The organism is Actinomycetota bacterium (assembly GCA_030684515.1).
Taxonomy (GTDB): domain Bacteria; phylum Actinomycetota; class Actinomycetes; order S36-B12; family S36-B12; genus UBA11398.
This window is the reverse complement of sequence record JAUXVJ010000010.1, coordinates 1-18,121: the sequence shown is the minus strand read 5'-3', so window position 1 is coordinate 18,121 and position 18,121 is coordinate 1. Positions and strand designations below refer to the sequence as shown.

Genomic DNA, 18,121 nt, shown 5'->3' with positions numbered 1-18,121 from the left:
CTTCTCGATTCAATTCATCAATCAAATGCCGTGCCGCGGCTCGCCAATGGTCCAGCGATTGAAGAACTTCCCCTACATCAGATGAGGTACCAGCACTGGCACCTCAGCAAGCGAGCGGAGAGTGTCATTCATGTGCGTGCAGCCGTCAATGCCTGGGAGCTTCTCGTTGACTGAGTCGCGGAATCCGCGCAGCGGCTGACCAACCATCCGTGACACAGCCACCGTCGCAAGTGGACACTCATAGTGCGGAAGCACGCGAGGATCTGCACCGATGCTGATGACTTCACCAGTCACGGGATCGGCGGTCGCCGACACCACATATTCATGGACAGCTTCACGGTGACCATCGGGTGTCGTGTAGGAATCCTGAAAGAAGGTTTCAATATGCACCACGCCGTCTTCAAGCCACAGGTCGATTCTGCGTGAACGCCTATGCGAAGGCTCCAGCGGAGCGGTCAACTCGTGCCAAGCCCATGGGTCGTCCGCGTTGTCTATCGGTGGGACTGGCTTGCTATCACCCAAACCCCTGTTGCTGCCGTCTGCATTCAACGCTGATGACCCCGGCTGGAATCCTGCGCAGATGCCTTCCATGACGCGTACGCCAACCAGTTTCTTCATCTGCCGCATTCGCTCCTCCTGGGCTTCCTCAGATTCCCAGAACCGATAGGCAACGCCACCGACGAGGGTTGCTCCGGACAGATCGTCGAGCAAGAGATACAGCGGTGTGCCTGCCTCAACTTCCTCGGGAACCGCATCCACAACGCGCCCACGCGAGTTACTTCCGCCTTGCGCACCAACGAGCACCTGCACCTCATCGCGAGGGGGCTGCGTCTCCATCGCGACAATTTGCCGATCCGGTGCCACGGTCGCGATCAGCACATCTTCAGCCACGACAATCGGCTCTCCGCCATCGAGCGGGGTGAAGAGGTCACGCGAGCGACCGATCACCGTGCGGTTTGCTTCCATACCATCGGGCCAGGTGCTGTCGATGGTCGAAGTCCGACGCACCGATCCAGCGCGTCGGGCAGGGGCTGCTACCGCTGGACCCCTGGGAAACAGCTCAACGGGCACCGTGATCGTCATAGAATGTCCTTCCAAGCGTCCAGTCTGCGGTCAGTACTGGCGAGGCCCAGCGCCTATACAATGTAGATCAACTTCGCTGTTCAGGCGCACTTTCTTGCGATTCTTATGCCCTGTCAGGCTGGTTCCAAGCGGAATTCTGTTAACTGAAGACTGAGCAGTTGGTGCCGCGCGAGGGCCCACCACGACGAAGTTCGTGGAAACACCTCCACAGTAGGCCTAATGGACCTACCGTCCTCACACGCCTATACCCCGTATGGCAATTCTCTTTCGGTGAGCGGGGTTGGGCGCTTAGCCGGTGGAGGTTAGGAAATGGGTGGAGTTCTCGAGGGACTGAAGATCGTCGAACTTGGCGACGGGCTCTCAGTAGCCCAAGTCGGCAATGTCTTCGCAGACTTCGGTGCCGAGGTGGTCACCATTGAGCCGCCTCTCGGGATCGCCCTGCGCAAGGAGCCTGGCTACCTGTTCATTGGTCGGGGCAAGAAGAGCGTGGTGCTTGATTGCCATGTGCCGCAACAGGCGGAGCAGGCATTGAAGTTGATGTCACAGGCGGATGTGGTGGTGACCTCCGTGCGGCAGAAGACTTTGCAGGCATGGGGGCTGGACCCCAAGAGTGTGCAGTCGGTCAATCCCAAAGCTGTCATCGCGATTGTCACGGGTTGGGGGCTGGATGGCCCGCTTGCAGATGTCAAAGGTCACGAATCGCTGGTCATGGCCACGGTGGGGGCGAATTCAGTCAATCAGCGGTTGACTTTGGCGCCTGGGCCCAACTTCATCACCGTTCCTTTCGCTGCGTGGAGCGCCTCGCAGACTCTGCTGCACGGAATCTTCGCCGCCCTTCGCGAGCGAGAATCCAGTGGACTCGGGCAGATCGTGGACGCATCACTGGCTCACTCCCTTGGAGCACAGGATCCTTGGGGCCAAGTCAACGCTGTTCTCACCCAGCGCTTTCCCGAGGCATTCACCGCCTCGGCGCCCGTCGCGGCTGATGGAAGCCCGAACTCCAGCTACACCTACAAGCTGCTCGTGGCGATCACTAGCGATGGCCACTGGCTGCAGTTCTCGCAAGTGCAGCCCAGGCTCTTCCGCGACTTCATGCTCGCCTGCGGCTTGGGGTGGATGTATGAGGATCCGAAGTGGAGCGAGTTCGTCACGATGGGCACGGACACCGTCATGCTTCCGCCTTCGGCAGATGCTGCGATGAAGATGGAGTTCTGGGATCTGCTGATAGACATCGTCAAGGGCAAGACCCTGAAGGAATGGCAGGCGATCTTCGACGAGTGGCCCAATGTCTTCGCCGAGGTCTTTCGCCGGGGTACTGATTTGCTGCGCCATCCGCAGATGGAAGTCGAGGGGCAGCTCGTCACCATCAAGGATCGCCGCCACGGTGATGTGCTCATGCCCGGACCACTCATTCGGATGAGCAGAACGCCTGCGCAACTCGGCGCCGATGCCCCACATCTCGATGAACATGGCGATGAGCTTCGTGCGCGCGCGGATGGGCTCGCGCTCGAGCACACAGTCGTGCCGAGCGCGGTGCCAAATGACCTGCCGCTCAAGGGTGTGACGATCATGGAGTTGGGCACGTACTACGCGGCTCCACACGGATCGACCATGCTCACCGATCTGGGTGCTCGCGTGATCAAGATCGAGCCGATCGAGGGTGACCCGATGCGCACCGCTCAGGCTTTTCCGGAAGCTGGCGGCATGAAAGTCCTGCAGGGCAAGGAATCGCTTTGTCTCAACCTTGGCTCTCCTGAGGCGCGGGAGATCCTGGCCAAGGTGATCCCGCTGGTCGACATCGTCATGTGCTCATTTCGCATGGGCGTTGCAGAACGTTTGGGCGTCACAGCCGAAGACCTCATCAAGCTCAATCCAAATCTCATGTATCTGGATTGTCCCGGCTTTGGCATCCGGCCGCCGTACGGCGGCCGTCCAGCATTCGCACCGACGATTGCTGCAGGAAGCGGCATCGCCATGCGCAACGTCGGGAGCCAGATCCCTGAGGGTGTCCCCATCGACAATGACGCCATTCGACTGATGGCCGTGCAGGCAAGTTCAGGTGGTGGCGGTGGCTCGGCTCAGCCCGACGGCATTGCCTCGTTCGCCGTTGGCAGTGCGCTTGCCATGGCTGCCTACCTCCAAGCCAGGGGAGTCCCCGGACAGTCCCTGCTCACCACGATGCTCCAGTCCTGCGGTCATTGTCTGGGCGAGATGATGGTCGAGTTCGAAGGACGATGGGAGCCGAGTTCAACCGATGATGAAGTACTCGGACTTAATGCGCTTGTGCGCCTATACGAGACCAGCGACGGCTGGGTGTCGTTGGCGGCGCCCTCGAACACTGATTGGCGCAAGCTTTCCTTGGCACTCGCGCCATTCGATGATCTCGCAGGCGAACCACGATTCGAGAACTCCAGCTTGCGAGCTGAACATGATCCACTGCTGGTTCAGCGCCTGAGTGCAGTCTTCAAGCAACAGTCGGCTGCCGCGTGGCAGAAGCAACTGCTTGCCGCCGACGTGGGGTGCCTTGAGTGCGTGCAGGCCAGCCCGGAGACGATCTACGTTGGCGCCCTCGCAGAAGAACACGGTTGGCTTGCCACGGTCGAGCATCCAATGATCGGCGCCTATCCCCGACTTGGTCCCTACGCCGGCTTCTCGCGTTCTCGCGCGGTAGCCACAGTTGGCGGAACAAAGGGCCAGCACACGCGCGCGATCTTGGAGGAGACCGGCTTTGAGGAGGCCGAGATCACCGACTATGCGGAGCGTGGCATCGTCGCCTTCAGCTAGTTGATCCATGGCTGCACTGCTGGCGGGACTCAGCCAATCTGCACAAGACCCTGCTCAGCAAAACCGAGGATCTGCTCCTCAGTGAATCCGGCCTTCGTCAGCACTGAACGCGTGTGCTGACCTTTGGTATTGCCCGGCAAGGCCACAGTGAGGGAACGAGAGAACTGCTGGAAGGGGGACAACCGCGGGTACTCACCGACGACTGGACTTTCCACTCGGGTGACCCAGCCGTGCTGGATGCCGAGTTCACCGATGATGATGTGCTCTGCCGCGCCAGTATTGACCTCCAAGAGTGGAACGCCGGCCTTGAGCATGTCCTGCTCCCACTCGTTGGCACTCCTCTTCGCGAAAGCGCCGGCCAGTGCCTGCGTCAAAGCACCGTCATGCTCGGCTCGCAACGATGCATTTGCAAAACGAATATCGCTGCCGAGATCTGCGAGCTCATTCATCGCAGTTGCGAGTCGCGTCCACTCGGCATCCGTGGTGACCGACAACGTGACCCAACCATCTGCGGTCTCGTACAGTCGCTCCAAGGCACTGAATCCGAGGATCTCGTCGTCTGTGGTCGACGGCTCCCAACGGCCATTGAACTCAACCATGGTCTCTCCCAACGCGTGCCCACATGACAGCAGCATCGTGGTGAGCATCTGCTGCCCACCAACTCCAACGGATTGCAGATACGCGGCCATAGCAAGCGCCGTCCCAACAGCGAATGCGGCAAGCCCATCAGGCTGAGCAGCCGACATCGTGCCACCGGCCGCAAGCTTGCCACCGTATTTGCGGAGTTCATCGTGCGATGCGGGCATGGTCTCGGGGATCTGACTTCCAACATTGCGCATCGCGATACCGCTGCCCGCGCCGATTGTTGGGGCAAAGGCCGGACGTGCTCCATATGGAGGAAGCACGCCAAAGCCAGGGCAGTCCAGGTACATGATGTTCGGATTCATCTTTATCAAATCATTGAAGCCGACACCGAGGCGATCAGCTGCACCAGCCCGGAATGAGCACATGACGATGTCGACACCCTGCGCGATCTGGGCCAGAACATCCTTGGCATCAGGTGAACCGAGATCGAGGGCGAGTGACTCCTTGCCTTGAAGTACCTTCATGGCGCCGGCTTCTGGGAACGCCTGCTGGAAACGCATCGGCTCCCCGTCAAGGGCTTCCACCTTGATCACTCGCGCACCGAGATCAGTAAGAATGGTGGAGCCATACGGGGCGGCGTAGAACGTGCCCAATTCCATGATCGTGACACCGGCCAGGGGCAGAGTGCTTGGCGCTCCCGCGACAACTGGGCGCGCGTCCTGCGAAAGTGACTTCGCCCGCTCACGCAATTCATCGCCATGCTCATTGAGTCGCGGGGCATCCGCATGCAGCTGAGCCGGCGTCTCGCTGAAGCGGATCAACGCTCCTGGCTGCAACACCTCGCCATGCTGGCGATCAGAGATGGTCGCCAACTGACCTTCAACCTCCAGTTGGCGGTGATGCAGCAGATCTGTTCCTCGGCGGAACACTTCTGCAAATACGTTCGGCCACTCATCGAAGGTTGCCTGCCATTCGGCGAGAGTCTTCGCTTGGACGATGTCGTACAGCATGTTCCAGAATTCAAAGCGCATCTCGGCGGAGGCATCCGGCGGAATCATCACGGTATCGGTGCACATGGTCATGAACGCAGACCACTTCTCGTCGGTGTACATCCAGTTCAGGCCACAAGCCTGCATGAAATCCTTGAACAGGCGCGGTTGCACCTGCGAGAACTGCAGCCAATGCCCGTCTTTGGTGATTGCAACGAGCAACTTGTAGGAGTAGCTGAGGAAAGGAGCTCCATCTTCACGCAGTACCATGCCGCCACCCTGAAAGGCGTCGGGAAAGATCTGAGCGAGCGCCGCGTTGGACTGCATCCAAGGGTCAAGCCCGCCGAGGCAATGGCCCAAACTGGTGCTGACTGTCTGACCGGCACCACTGGACTCACGCTCACGTAGTGCTGCGAAGATCCCCTGCAAAGTGGCCTGCGCGCCGCTCCAGGAAGCCCAGGGAGTACTCGACCATGAGGGGCCCGGTCGATCAGTGGCCGCAGCGAAGGCCTGATTCAGGCCTAGCTTCGCCGCAATCAGCGCTTCATCGACTTTGACGTCTGCGAGTGAACCCGAGAGGCCAAAGGCAGTGATCTGCGCATAGATGAGGCGAGGGTTCAACGCAGTAATGCTCGTGGCATCTAAGCCCCAAGCCGTGCGTTCACTTACCCGTTCCTGTGTGACTACGACATCGACATCGGCCAACAGCTTGCGGGCGACCTCTGCATCGGCCAGATCATCGAGGTCCAGAACGATGCTCTTCTTGCCACGTGCAAGAAAAAGGAAGCCAGGTTCCCGCCGCAATTGTGCGCCACCAGGTCTTTCGATCGAGATGACCTCGGCACCGAAGTCCGCCAGAAGATTGCCGACGAAAGCAGTGGATAATCCGCCGCCCAATTCGACAACCTTGAGTCCCTGCAGCATTCCAGTCATGTCGTACTCCCTCTTGTCTCTCGCTGGTCAGTGCGAAGCATGCAAAGGCCTCGGCCAGGTGCAATGGTCTACGGCGTAGAGCGCATTGTGCTCGAACATTTCTTGAAGCGCTAGAGCCAAGCTATTTTTAAGCCGGCGCGCTTGCCTGTGCTCCACGCTTGGCCAATTCCTTCAGCGTGATAGCCATCGTGTGCTCCACGGCAAGGGCGTGTGCTTCCTCTTGCGTGGGCATCACCACGTCCCAGCCACCGCATGTGCAGTGGCCGGCGTAGCCGCCTTCGACTGGCACAAAGGACTGCACATCGCAATACCCTGGAGTGGCCTCCTGCAAGAACTCCTGCGGGGATTCGCTCATCACACTTTCTTCGCCTGCCATGGTTGCCTCTCCAGCAAGAACCGAATAGTCGGAATTCACAGCGCAGTGGGCTGCCAGAACGATCTGGCAGCCCACCTTCTTCGCTGCGGTTTCAGTTACGAATTTCGGCTGGTGCCTTGGGTGCCGTCGGGAACAGCTCTTCGAATGCGCCAAAGCGGATGCGCTCGGAGACTGCCTGAGGCACATCGTCGAAGAGTTCGTGCAGAGTCTTCTGGGTATGGCCGTAGGTGCCTTCCATATGCGGGTAATCCGAGCCCCACATCGCGTTGTTGTAGCCCATGTACTGCACTGCTGCTACCGCCGTTGGGTCATGCTGGAAGGAGGCGTAGACCTGTGAATAGATGATCTCCCGAGGTGAACGGTTCAGCTTGGGCCGCACTGCCATGTGGTGCTGGCGGTATCCCTCTTCCATCCGGTCAGCCAGGAAGGGTGCCCAAGTGGCTCCACCTTCAGAGACCATGACCTTCAAGTCCGGGTGACGGTCAAGCGCGCCCGAGGCAACCATCTTCATGACAGCACGCTGACCTGAGAACGTTGTCTCGGTGTAGTTCATCACCGCACCTCCAGGTCCGCGGTATGTAACGCCGATAACTTCACCGGCAGCCATGTCGATCGGCTCAGTGCCGATGTGGAATGCAATCACCATGTTGGCTTCTTCCATCGCTGCCCACAGCGGCTCCCAATACTCGTGCTGCCAGTCCTGCTGCATGGGGTGTGGACTCACTGTCAGAAAGACGCTCTTGAAGCCCAGACCTGCGCAACGCTGCATCTCCTCAATTGCGTCATTGACATCAAGGGTGGATACCTGGGCAGTTGGCAGCAAGCGAGGAGACAGCGCGATGATCTCGCTGGCTGAGAAGTCATTGGTCACACGTGCGGTTTGCTTCAGTAACTCGCGAGTCTTGAAGGAAGCCGCCCACATGCCCAGCGAAGGAAAGACCAACTCTGCCCAGACCCCTTCTTCGTCCTGATCGGGGAGACGCTTGGAGAAGTCTGAGAATCCGGGGGCCTTGCTACCGAGCCTGCCGAACTCCACGGCTGCCGACGACGGCAGACGTCGGCGGAATGACTGGCCATCGACATACACCGTCTCCCACAATCCGTCTGCATCTCTGACAGATCGGGGCACCAGATCCGAAAGGGACTTGGGGAGTTCTTTGGACCACAGGTCAGCCGGCTCGATGAAGTGCGAGTCGCCCGAGTTGGCCCACAGCATTGTGCTTGTGCTCATGGTTGTGCCTTTCGCTTGATAAGTCGGATCCTGGACTCAAGAGCGGGAGAGCACCCGAACTCGATGCCTGGGACAGGTCACCTGTATTGCTCTGGGCTCAGGTTTACACCGTATACATAGCGGGGTCAAGGGCTTGGTCGAATTTCTTCACGCCGATGACAGAAGGTGTTTCACCTCACGTTGGTCGTTATCGAAACACTTACGAGTGCCAGTACTCTTGTCCAATGACCGCCGTTGCCACCACCAAACAGGCCTCGCGTCGGCGCCAGCCGGCCGCAAACCCTGGACTGAGTCGCGATGAAATCACCCGGGTTGCGCTGGAATTCGGATCGAGCGAAGGCTTCGAGCAACTCAGCATGCGGTCATTGGCACGAGTACTCGGCGTGACACCTATGGCGCTCTACCACCACGTTGCTGACAAGCAGGATCTGCTTTCGATGCTCGTCGATGAAGTGCTGGCTCCTGTTGAGGTGCCAGCTGATGATTTCGGCACTTGGCAAGAACGACTTGTGGAGCAACAACGCCGCAACAAGGAGTCGAGTGCGCGGTACCCAGGAATCGACGTGGTGATCTCCGAAGTGAAGTTGACGAAGCAAAGTGAGCGACTCATGCAGGGATACCTGCAGATTCTGCGTGACGGAGGTTTCAGCGAACGCGAGGCAATGCTGGGCCTGAACACCATCTACACCTTGGGCTACGGATCCTCCCTTATCAATCGACAATTGGGCGCGCCCAGCAGTCACAAGGAAACAAAGCGCACTGGCAAAGAATCACCTAGTCTGGCAAGCGAGTGGCGCAGGCTCCTGAAAGATGAAGCCGGTCGTGAAGCTGTTGATCGCTTCAGGCAGAGCGTTATCTTGGCAGGACTTGAAGCAATCAAGGGAACGTTGAGCGATGAGGACGCATAGTGAAACTGGGGATCGTCTCTGACATTCATTGTCAGGATGAGCACCTCCTTCTCACTGTGCGCGCACTCATCGACGAAGGTGTAGACGAAATTCTCTGTGCCGGCGATGCGCACTATGAATATCGCCTGAGCAACGAAGTTGCCGAGATCATTCGCGACAACAACATTCGCTACATCCAAGGCAATCACGAATGGGTCCTGATGGGTCCACACGGCAAAGGTGCTCGCTCGGCACCCCATGTGCGCCAGTCCAATTTGGACTTCATCGGCAACACCCCGGACGAAATTCGCACCACGGTGAATGGCAAGTCACTGCTGATGGTGCATTCGACTCCATGGCCGCCCAAGGGGCACTATTTGTATGCCGGTGATCCACTGTTTCAACGCTGTGATGAGTTGGACGCTGACTACTTGATTCTCGGGCATACGCATGTGCCCATGGTCGAGCGGATTGGGCGCACTCTCGTCATCAACCCTGGCTCACTCACCTTCACGCGTGAGCCGGGGGCTTATGGAATGTTGTCGTACGCAATTCTGGACACCACCACTGATGAAGTCACCATGAAGCATCCTCCAAAGGATCCTGAGGCATACAAGATTCGTGATGCGGCCATTTCAGAATCAGAAACCGACTAACGAATCTGCGCTGCCAGCACCGGTACCTCAGCAAGAGCGCGCAGTGCATCGTTCATGTGCGTGCATCCATCAATGCCAGGCAACTGTTCGTTAACGACGCTTCGGAACTCGCGCAATGGTTGACCAACAAGACGGCCGACATTCATTGCCGCCATCGGACACTCAAGAAACGGCAGTACTTGAGGCAGCGCGCGGATCGACGTGACGATGCCCGTCGTTGCATTCACAGATGCTTGGATCGTGTACTCATGCACCGCAATCCGGGGGCCCGAAGGTGAAGTTCCTGCATCTTGGAAGAAGGCATCGATTACGTACTCATCGCTCTCACGCCAGACGTCCATCCTGCGTGAACGTCGTGATGACACCTCAGTCACCTCAAAGAGCTCATGCCAAGCAAAGGCGTCGTCCTCGCGAATGAGATTCGGTACCGGCTGAATCGCATGCACTGCTGGCGGATTTCCGTCGACCCCAAGAGCGCTGGCGCCCTTCTGAAAGCCGGCGCAAATACCTACCATCGAGATCTTGCGCGCCTTCACTTCAGGCGAGTTGAAGTCGAATACCTCTTCGTGGTTACGCCAGTGGGTATATGCGAAGCCCGACACCAGAGTCGCACCTGCAAGATCGTCCAGGAGAAGGTACAAAGGCGTGCCGGCCGCAACCTCGTCAGGCAACTGTTGGACAACGCGAGCTCTCGAGCCGCCGCCGCCTTGGACCCCGACAAGCGGCTGAAGGTCGACGCGATCTGTAGGTGTCGTCAAGCTCGTTGTCGTGCGATCTGGTTCGACAACAGCCTGGAGCGAATCCTCTATCAGCACGATGGGCGTAGAGCCATCTGCCGGCGTCAGGAGATCCCGTGACCGGCCAATCAGGTGCATGGGGGTACCCACACCGGCGGGCCAAGTCGCATCGATGGTGGAAGTTCGACGAACTGATCCCAGCCGACGAGCGGGAGTGGGAATCGCTGGTCCGAGCACGCGAACATCAAGGGGTACATCGACTGCCATGAAAAGCCTTTCGCCTAGTCCGGTCTGCGTGAGTACCGGCGGTTGGAAGTCTACGCTGTAAGGCGTGCCATCGAGGGCACTTCGGCCAGAGCCCGCAGGGCGTCACTGAGATGGGTGCAACCCAATGTCCCTGGCAACTGCTTCAGCACAGCGGAGCGGAATTCATTGAGCGGGATACCAATCATCCGATCGACATTGCTCGCCGCAGCCGGACAGCTGTCGAATGGAAGCACGTGCGGCTGGGCGCTCACAGTCAGGAGCACACCAGTCTCAAGATCTGCAGTTGCTTCAAGGGCGTATTCGTGGACTGCGACCCGAACGCCGCCCGCGGTGGTGCAGCTGTCCTGGAAGAAGGAATCGATGTGCAGCACATCGTCCTTCCAGACGTCGATGCGACGGACACGACGCATCTCAGGTTCACTTGTCTCAGCCTGGAGCGTGTGCCAAGCCTGCGGATCTGCTTCAGTAGTCAACGGGCCGATCGCCTGCACTTGCTGAATCATCCGCACTGAACCATCGGGGTCCAAAGCCGACGAACCAGGGGTGTAGCCAGAGCAAATGCCAATCACTCGACGGATCGGCCTATCACCTCTTTGCGCAAGAGCTTGCGCGGTCGGAATCCACTCGCTCTTGACCTGACCCGATATCAGCGCAATAGCAGGCAGGTCATCCAGAAGCAGGAAGAGCGGCGTGCCAGCCTCTTGTTCCTCGGGGACCAGGGCACTGACCGCATTTCGCGAATTTCCAGGACGTGTGAGGCCGACGACTGCTTGCAGTGCAGGTCGATCAGGGAAAGTGAACAGGGATTCGTACACCCGCCCTTCAGCAACAGTTGCAACCAGAACGTCGTCTGCAATTGTCTTTGTCGTGTCAGCCAAGGTCAGCAGATCACGTGCGCGGGCGCGCACTCGTGCACTGGAATCCCAACCATTGGGCCAATCCATATTCAAGGAGCTCGTGCGTCGAATGGAGCCGGGGCGGCGTGGACGATTTGGATCGCCTGGACCGCTGACTTCCGCCGTGAGAACGCGACCGGTCAGAGGAATATCAATGGGCATTGGGGATCTTTCGTTGAATCGAATACTGCGCTCGTGAGGGTAGCGCGCAGCGTTACACGAGGTACGGAGCATGCAGAACGAGATTCTTTGAACGCCAGACAGGGCTCACGAGAACTCTTACGGTGGGTCACACGCCCAGCACCCAAGGAGTGTGACGAATGACCACGTTCGATCTCAGCAATCGCGTAGCAATCGTCACTGGCGGCGGCACCGGCATCGGCAAGGCGACAGCGCGCTTGTTCGCCGAGAATGGCGCCGACATCGTCATTGCCGGTCGACAGGTCGAGCGACTGCAGGAAGTCGCAAAGAGCATCTCTGAAGACACCGGTCGCCGGGTGATCGCCATGCAGACGGACGTGCGGGACGAAGATCAGGTCCAAGCTCTCATCGACGGCACCATCGCTGAGTTCGGCAAGCTCGACATCCTCATCAACAACGCCGGCGGCGCATACATGTTCCCCACCAAGGACATGCCACCGGATCGCTTCCGCAACTCGATCGAACTGAACCTGACCTCGGCATACCTGTGCTCGCGTGCAGCCCTGCCACACCTGCTGAAGTCCGAGCACGCCGCCATCGTCTCGATGTCATCCGGTGCAGGAGTCAGTGGAGTCAAGGGCGGCGCTGCCTACTCAGCTGGAAAAGCTGGACTGCAGATGTTCACCCGCGTGATCGCAGCCGAGTGGGGTCCAAAGGGCATTCGAGCCAATGCCATCGCTGTTGGAGGCGTTGCCTCTGAAGGCGCCCTTCGCTCGTGGGAGCGCTTCGGCATGGATGCCGACAGCATGGGCCAAGGCAACCCCCTGCGCCGAGTGGGCTGGCCGATCGACATCGCCAATGGCGCACTCTTCTTCGTCAGCGATCTCAGCAGCTGGATCACCGGACAGACACTGTCGATTGACGGTGGGCCTGGTGGCATGGGTGGTATCGCAGACGCAGATCTTTGGCCTGAAGACAACGAATAATCGACTGGAGAAATATGACAACCGAGGTCTCACCCCCGCTGCCCCTGCCCAATGAGCTGACCCAAGCCTTCTGGGATGGCGCTGCCAAGGGTCAATTGGTCATCCAGAGCTGCAATTCCTGCGGCCACTTGCAGCATGCCCCTGAGCCAATCTGCAGCGCCTGCCTGAGCTTTGATCTTGGCTCCAAGGCCGTGTCCGGCAAGGGGACTGTGTACACCTTCTGCATTCCCACGCAGGCCTTTCATCCCTACTTCGCCGACAAGCTCCCCTTTGTTCTGGCAGTCGTTGAGCTCGATGACCAGCCAGGTCTGAAGATGATCACGAACATCGTTGATGTGGATCCAGACAGTGTGAAGGTTGGTGATCGCGTGGAGGTGACCTTCAATCCGCTCGGTGACGAATTCATGCTCCCGGTCTTCCGTCCAATCTCCCAGTAATCACTGGCAACCACACTTCAGGAGTTATGTAATGTCGAAGAAGAATCGCGTCGCAATCGTCGGCGTCGGCTACTCAGATGTGAGTCGCGGTACCGGCTATACGCTGGACAAGTTGACCGCACAGTCCAGCGTTGCAGCAATGGCTGACGCCGGAATCAAGCCGACAGATATTGACGGCGTTGTCGTGCACAGCTTCCCGCATCAGTTCGTGTCATCCACGCACACAGCAGCAATGCTCGGCATTCCGGATCTGGCCTTCTACTCCGGCAATGTCGACGGAGCTGCCTACAGCGTTGCAGCCATGCACGCCATCGCAGCGATCGAGTCCGGCTCAGCCGAGACGGTGTTGACCCTGCGCACGGTTCACAAGGATGGCGCGGCAGGCGGCGCAGCAATGCTTGCTGGCGGAGCACGCGCTGGTATCCCAGGCAACATGCAGTTCTCGATGCCCTACGGATCTTTCACTGGATCGCACTGGGCTGGCATGTACATGACGCGCCACATGGCCAAGTACGGCTCAACCGAAGAGGACTTCGGAGCCTTCGCAATTGCCCAGCGCAAGTTCGCCGTGGCAAATCCAACCGAGTCCTTCTTCCATGAAGAACTCACCATGGAGGACTACCTCAACTCGCGCTACATCGCCAAGCCACTGCACCTTCTGGACTGCGACTACCCCGTTGACTCCTCCAGCGCGTTGATCTTCACCACCGAAGAGCGTGCTCGTGACATGAAGCAGAAGCCAGTGTTCTTCGACTCCTGGGCCAATGGCACCACGAAAGAAGCCGACTTCAGCCTCGTAGACGAGATGACGCACTCCTCGCCATTCATGGCGGCCGAGCGCATGTGGAGCCGCTCAGACTTCAAGCCCAAGGATGTGCAGACCGCAGGCCTGTACGACGGCTTCAGTTTCATTGCCATGCAGTGGTTGGAAGCGCTGGGCTTTGCCGAAGAGGGCGGCAGCGGCGCATTCGTGCGCTCAGGCGCAACTTCTGCAACCGGCTCGCTGCCAACCAACACCGACGGTGGGGCGTGCAATGTGGGTCGGCGTCACGGGGCCAACTTCTTCATCGAAGTCACCCGTCAACTTCGTGGAACAGCAGGCGATCGCGCACTGCCGAACAACCCGAAGGTTGGAGTCGTCAGCAACGCGGTGGGTGGATTCGCGGCCTGTGCATTGCTCACCGCGGACTAAGCCTTAGCGGCGTACTCCGCAACACCCTTGGCCAAACTGGCACCGAGCTTGCTCAGTGCCAGTTTCCAGAACCAGCCGGTGCCAGCAAGCTTGGGGCGAAACACCGTTGACCACACAACGGTGCAACCGGTGTCCGTGGGAGTCACCGTCACATCAGCTCGGTAGTCGCGCACCTTGACCAACTTGCTCGACAGCAGGGTGTAGGCAAACTTGCTCGGGGCCTGCAATTCAACGACCTGCTCGCGAGTGGCCATCAGACCGCTGTTCCAAAGCCGGATTGCACCCACACCTTCGGCGCCGTCTGCACCAGGGCTTTCGAGCGAGAACTTCTTGATGGCAGACCATTGCGGCCAGGTCGCGCCAGAAGCCAGGGCAGCGAACACCTTCTCGGCTGACGCTGTGGACTGCGCTGATGCGCTGACCGAGATGAGATCGCTTGCCATGTTGCCCCCTATACCTTGCGCAGGATCACCGATCCAGCAGCAGCAAACATACCGCCGACGCCTTGGACGAAGCTCGTCTCCACCCCGTCGACCTGTGCAGGTGAGGTGCCACGCATCTGACGTACGGCTTCCTGCAAGGCGAACATGCCGTACATGCCGGTGTGCGTGTACATGATGCCGCCACCATTGGTGTTCATCGGCAGTGATCCACCTGGGCTGGTGGCGCCGCTCTTGATGAATTCAGCTGCCTCACCCTTGCCGACGAAGCCAAGGTCTTCAAGCCCATACAAGGGCAGATGCGCGTACGCGTCATAGATCATCAGATGATCGATGTCGTCCACGGTCATCTCGGCTGTGCGAAAGGCCTCAGCAGAGGATTCCCGGAAGGCTCGAAAACTTGTGAGGTCTTCCATGAAGGACGATCCAGCGCCTTCAACCAATGAACCAGTGCCAGCAACCACCACTGGTTCGTACTTCAAATCCATATCGGCAGCTCTGGATGCAGTGGTGAGTACCAGCGATCCACCGCCATCGGTGAGCGGGCAGCATTCAAGGACCCGAAATGGCCAGGCGATCATGCTGGAGTTGAGCACATCGTCAACGGTCACGATCTTCTGTCGCAATGCACGCGGCTGCTGTGCGGCCCACTTGGACTGCGCCACGGAAACTTCGGCAAGTGCGCTCTCATCAAGTCCGTACTTGTTCAAGTAGGCCATGACCGGCAGGGTGAACATTGAGAACGTTCCAGCAACGCCGTAGATGCGTTCGAACTGTCCCGGCGCCGCCGTCATGTCCATTGACATCATCGGTACGCCCACACGTGACCGCCCGGATTCGCCATGCATGATGACGACGACAGATGCCATGTCAGCACGCAGTGCCGCAACGGCATGGCGCACGTGCAGCATGTATGAACAGCCACCGACATTGGTTCCGTCTGCGTAACGTGGGCGCGTTCCCAGTTGCAGGGCGAGTTCGGCCGGATGCATCGTGCCGGCAATGCCGTCAACATCAGCCGGCGTCAGGCCAGCGTCGTCCAAGGCGCGCAGTGCCGAGTCAATGGCCAGACCCATCGCCGATACATCCGGCACGATGCCGATGTTCTCAGACTCCGAGGCACCGACAATGACAATGTCGTCGGGCTTCATAGCGTCACCGTGGATCCCACTGGTCGCCATTGCGGCACATGAACACCTTCGCGATCCTCGAAGAACACTTCAACGGGCATGCCGATTGTGACGCTTTCTGGAGTGACGGGAACGCCATAGAGATTGCCGACCATTCGTGGACCTTCAGCGGTATCCACAATGATGATGAAGTACGGCACTTCATCTTGATAGCCGACCCCTGCGCGATGCGAAATGATGAAAGACGCGATCGTGCCCTTGCCCGAGAGCTGCATCCAGTCAAGTGGGCGCTTGCCGCACTTGGGGCAATGTGGCCGCGGCGGAAAAACCCAACCGTGATCATTGCAACTGGGCATCCAGATCTCACCCTGTGCGGTGTGCTCCCAGTACTGACGAGTTTCGGGTGTGGCGGACGGAACTGATTTTCCGGTCAAGCGCTCTTCACCTCTGCCACTCCGCGATCCAGCACCACTGCATCATCAACGAGAGTGCGGAACTGCACCCGGGAACCATCAACCCACATATGTGTGGTCAGTGCCTGGCCCGGCATGACCGGCTTGGAGAAGCGAACCGACATCGCATTGAAGCGCGTTACATCTGAACCAGCCACCGTGTGCAGGATTGCTCGTCCGACGAAGCCAAAGCTGCACAGGCCATGCAGGATCGGAACACCAAAGCCGCCCCGGGCTGCGAACACCGGATCGTTGTGCAGGGGGTTGCGGTCACCTGACAGGCGATAGATCAGCGCTTGATCTGGGCGCGTCTGCTGAGTGATGACGTGATCTGCCGGACGGGTGGGCTGATCCCATTCCTCGTTCGGGCTTGGGTTGCCTCCGAAGCCGCCCTCGCCACGAATGAAGGAGCCATTGGATGATTCAACGAGCACATTGCCGTCAGTGTCGGTGATGGTGGTGGTCATCGTGACCAGTGCGCCGCTGCCCTTGTCGTAGATGCCTGTGAGCTCGGAGGACTGCATGCCCACGCCAGCCACGGGGATCGGCTTGAACAGGCGGATGGCCTGCTGACCGTGGAGCAACTTGCTGCGATCGAAGTCGCCATAGTTGATGCCAGGTCCACGCGCTGCACCTGCGCCCATCACCACAGCAAAGGTAGGCAGGACCTGCTGCGGATGGCCATCGGAGTTCTCGGTGGTGAACTGGAGTTCCTTCAGGGCATCTTCCTGACCGGCGCCTACGCCAAGTGCATAGATGAGCGCGCGATCGGAGTCCCAACTGATTTGCGTTGGCTCTGTCTTCTGACCGATGGCATTGAAATCAAGTGGCATGGTTAGTCCTGCATTGAGTAGGGGTGCGAGGCACCGGGGCTGGCATTGGGCTTGGAGTTCGCAACGGCCGCCGGCAGCTGCTCATTGATCATGTCGTAGGTGAGTGGACCACTTTCATTGAATACCCGATCACCGATCTGCCAGCCCTCGCCGACACCGATGTATCCACCGACCACGCTGAAGGCGCGACCTGTGACGGTGCAATCAGGTCCACCCAGCCAGCTGACCGCATTGGAGATGTAGTCAGGGTTGAAGGGGTCATAGCCCTCCTTGAGTTCGACAGCGCCAACTGTGCCGAGTAGTCGAGTCTTGGCCACTGGGGCAATGCAGTTCGCCGTCGCACCGAACTTTGCAAACTCAAGTGAGGTGACAATCGTGAAGGCAGCGATGCCGGCCTTGGCAGGTGAGTAGTTGCCCTGACCGAAGTTGCCGAACAGCCCGCTTCCTGAAGTCGTGTTGACGATGCGTGGCGCAGCAGCCTTGCCTTCCTTGACCGCGTCGCGCCAGTAGCGGCCGACTGCGCGGGTGGTCAGGAAGGTTCCCTTGAGATGCACATTGATGACGGACTCGAAGTCTTCGACTTCCATGTTGACGATCGTCTTGTCGCGCAGGTTGCCGGCGTTGTTCACCAGGGCATTGATATCGCCGAATTCGCTGAGGGCAAGAGCTACCAGTTCATCTGCGCACTTGGGATCTGAGACATCGCCGAACTGTGCAACAGCCTGGCCGCCCATCGCTTTGATCTCAGCTACCACCTCGTCGGCAGGCTCGTGTGAGCCGCCACTACCGTCGCCAGCTCCACCGAAGTCATTGACGACAACGGCCGAGCCAAGTCTGGCAAATTCAAGTGCGTGACCCCGACCGATACCTCGACCGGCCCCCGTGATGATGGTGACGCGACCTGCGAGTGGTTGTGCTGAAGACAATGCGATGCTCCGATCAGGAATCTGTACAAAGTGGGCGTTGGCTTAGGACGGTAGGCACTGAGAACTGATCCTGCAACCTGTTTGAAAATAAAACAGCCCTGCACCAGATGAGATGAAAAAGCAGAGGTGCCAGGAGCCATGCGCCTGGCCCCTCTGCTAC

The 18,121-nt window shown here is 59.0% G+C and carries 17 protein-coding genes; 6 read left to right on the top strand and 11 right to left on the bottom strand.

What is annotated here, in order from left to right:
* Positions 1 to 72 precede the first annotated feature (72 nt).
* Complete coding sequence (locus Q8M73_05595) at positions 73 to 1,083, bottom strand: DUF2889 domain-containing protein (GenBank protein ID MDP2288023.1); 1,011 nt, start codon at positions 1,081 to 1,083, stop codon at positions 73 to 75.
* Positions 1,084 to 1,392: 309 nt separating this feature from the next.
* On the opposite strand from Q8M73_05595, the gene Q8M73_05590 reads away from it, so the two are divergent.
* The gene (locus Q8M73_05590; protein MDP2288022.1) at positions 1,393 to 3,867 is read left to right on the top strand and encodes a CaiB/BaiF CoA-transferase family protein; all 2,475 of its coding nucleotides are present in this window, start codon (positions 1,393 to 1,395) and stop codon (positions 3,865 to 3,867) included.
* Positions 3,868 to 3,896: 29 nt separating this feature from the next.
* Here the strand turns inward: Q8M73_05590 and Q8M73_05585 are convergent, their stop codons facing one another.
* The 3 genes from Q8M73_05585 to Q8M73_05575 all read right to left on the bottom strand — a co-directional run bounded on the left by Q8M73_05585 (position 3,897) and on the right by Q8M73_05575 (position 7,981).
* Complete coding sequence (locus Q8M73_05585; protein ID MDP2288021.1) at positions 3,897 to 6,374, bottom strand: CoA transferase; 2,478 nt, start codon at positions 6,372 to 6,374, stop codon at positions 3,897 to 3,899.
* 127 nt (positions 6,375 to 6,501) lie between these two features.
* Positions 6,502 to 6,750 (bottom strand): hypothetical protein, encoded by a 249-nt coding sequence (locus tag Q8M73_05580; GenBank protein ID MDP2288020.1) that lies wholly within the window; start codon positions 6,748 to 6,750, stop codon positions 6,502 to 6,504.
* Between the two features lie 91 nt (positions 6,751 to 6,841).
* Entirely contained in the window at positions 6,842 to 7,981 is a 1,140-nt protein-coding gene (locus Q8M73_05575; protein ID MDP2288019.1) for an amidohydrolase family protein, read from the bottom strand.
* 224 nt (positions 7,982 to 8,205) lie between these two features.
* Between Q8M73_05575 and Q8M73_05570 the strand changes: the two genes are divergently transcribed.
* Together Q8M73_05570 and Q8M73_05565 are read left to right on the top strand one after the other, a co-directional pair.
* A complete protein-coding gene (locus Q8M73_05570; protein ID MDP2288018.1) occupies positions 8,206 to 8,889 on the top strand; it encodes a TetR/AcrR family transcriptional regulator C-terminal domain-containing protein in 684 nt (227 codons plus the stop codon).
* Positions 8,889 to 9,524, top strand: a complete 636-nt coding sequence (locus tag Q8M73_05565; protein ID MDP2288017.1) for a metallophosphoesterase family protein — start codon at positions 8,889 to 8,891, stop codon at positions 9,522 to 9,524. The genes Q8M73_05570 and Q8M73_05565 overlap by 1 nt, the downstream gene beginning before the upstream one ends.
* On the opposite strand, the gene Q8M73_05560 is transcribed toward Q8M73_05565, so the two are convergent.
* Positions 9,521 to 10,528, bottom strand: coding sequence for a DUF2889 domain-containing protein (locus tag Q8M73_05560; GenBank protein MDP2288016.1), 1,008 nt, complete (start codon positions 10,526 to 10,528; stop codon positions 9,521 to 9,523). The genes Q8M73_05565 and Q8M73_05560 overlap by 4 nt on opposite strands.
* A gap of 50 nt (positions 10,529 to 10,578) precedes the next feature.
* Entirely contained in the window at positions 10,579 to 11,586 is a 1,008-nt protein-coding gene (locus tag Q8M73_05555) for a DUF2889 domain-containing protein (GenBank protein ID MDP2288015.1), read from the bottom strand.
* 158 nt (positions 11,587 to 11,744) lie between these two features.
* Here Q8M73_05555 and Q8M73_05550 point away from each other — a divergent pair, with 158 nt between their 5' ends.
* Genes Q8M73_05550 through Q8M73_05540 form a run of 3 tightly spaced genes read left to right on the top strand, consistent with a single transcriptional unit; the run spans position 11,745 to position 14,180 of the window.
* On the top strand, positions 11,745 to 12,551 hold the full coding sequence (locus Q8M73_05550; protein MDP2288014.1) for an SDR family oxidoreductase: 807 nt from the start codon (positions 11,745 to 11,747) through the stop codon (positions 12,549 to 12,551).
* 14 nt (positions 12,552 to 12,565) lie between these two features.
* On the top strand, positions 12,566 to 12,988 hold the full coding sequence (locus Q8M73_05545) for an OB-fold domain-containing protein (protein MDP2288013.1): 423 nt from the start codon (positions 12,566 to 12,568) through the stop codon (positions 12,986 to 12,988).
* A gap of 31 nt (positions 12,989 to 13,019) precedes the next feature.
* Entirely contained in the window at positions 13,020 to 14,180 is a 1,161-nt protein-coding gene (locus tag Q8M73_05540; protein ID MDP2288012.1) for a thiolase family protein, read from the top strand.
* Here the strand turns inward: Q8M73_05540 and Q8M73_05535 are convergent.
* Genes Q8M73_05535 through Q8M73_05515 form a run of 5 tightly spaced genes read right to left on the bottom strand, consistent with a single transcriptional unit; the run spans position 14,177 to position 17,961 of the window.
* Positions 14,177 to 14,623, bottom strand: coding sequence for an SRPBCC family protein (locus tag Q8M73_05535; protein MDP2288011.1), 447 nt, complete (start codon positions 14,621 to 14,623; stop codon positions 14,177 to 14,179). The genes Q8M73_05540 and Q8M73_05535 overlap by 4 nt on opposite strands.
* Positions 14,624 to 14,631: 8 nt before the next feature.
* Positions 14,632 to 15,771 carry a thiolase gene (locus Q8M73_05530; GenBank protein ID MDP2288010.1) on the bottom strand — a complete coding sequence of 380 codons (1,140 nt, stop codon included), beginning with the start codon at positions 15,769 to 15,771 and terminating at the stop codon, positions 14,632 to 14,634.
* Positions 15,768 to 16,184 carry an OB-fold domain-containing protein gene (locus tag Q8M73_05525; protein MDP2288009.1) on the bottom strand — a complete coding sequence of 139 codons (417 nt, stop codon included), beginning with the start codon at positions 16,182 to 16,184 and terminating at the stop codon, positions 15,768 to 15,770. The genes Q8M73_05530 and Q8M73_05525 overlap by 4 nt, the downstream gene beginning before the upstream one ends.
* Positions 16,181 to 17,035 (bottom strand): MaoC/PaaZ C-terminal domain-containing protein, encoded by an 855-nt coding sequence (locus Q8M73_05520; protein MDP2288008.1) that lies wholly within the window; start codon positions 17,033 to 17,035, stop codon positions 16,181 to 16,183. The genes Q8M73_05525 and Q8M73_05520 overlap by 4 nt, the downstream gene beginning before the upstream one ends.
* Positions 17,036 to 17,037: 2 nt before the next feature.
* Positions 17,038 to 17,961 (bottom strand): SDR family NAD(P)-dependent oxidoreductase, encoded by a 924-nt coding sequence (locus Q8M73_05515; GenBank protein MDP2288007.1) that lies wholly within the window; start codon positions 17,959 to 17,961, stop codon positions 17,038 to 17,040.
* Positions 17,962 to 18,121: the final 160 nt, after the last annotated feature.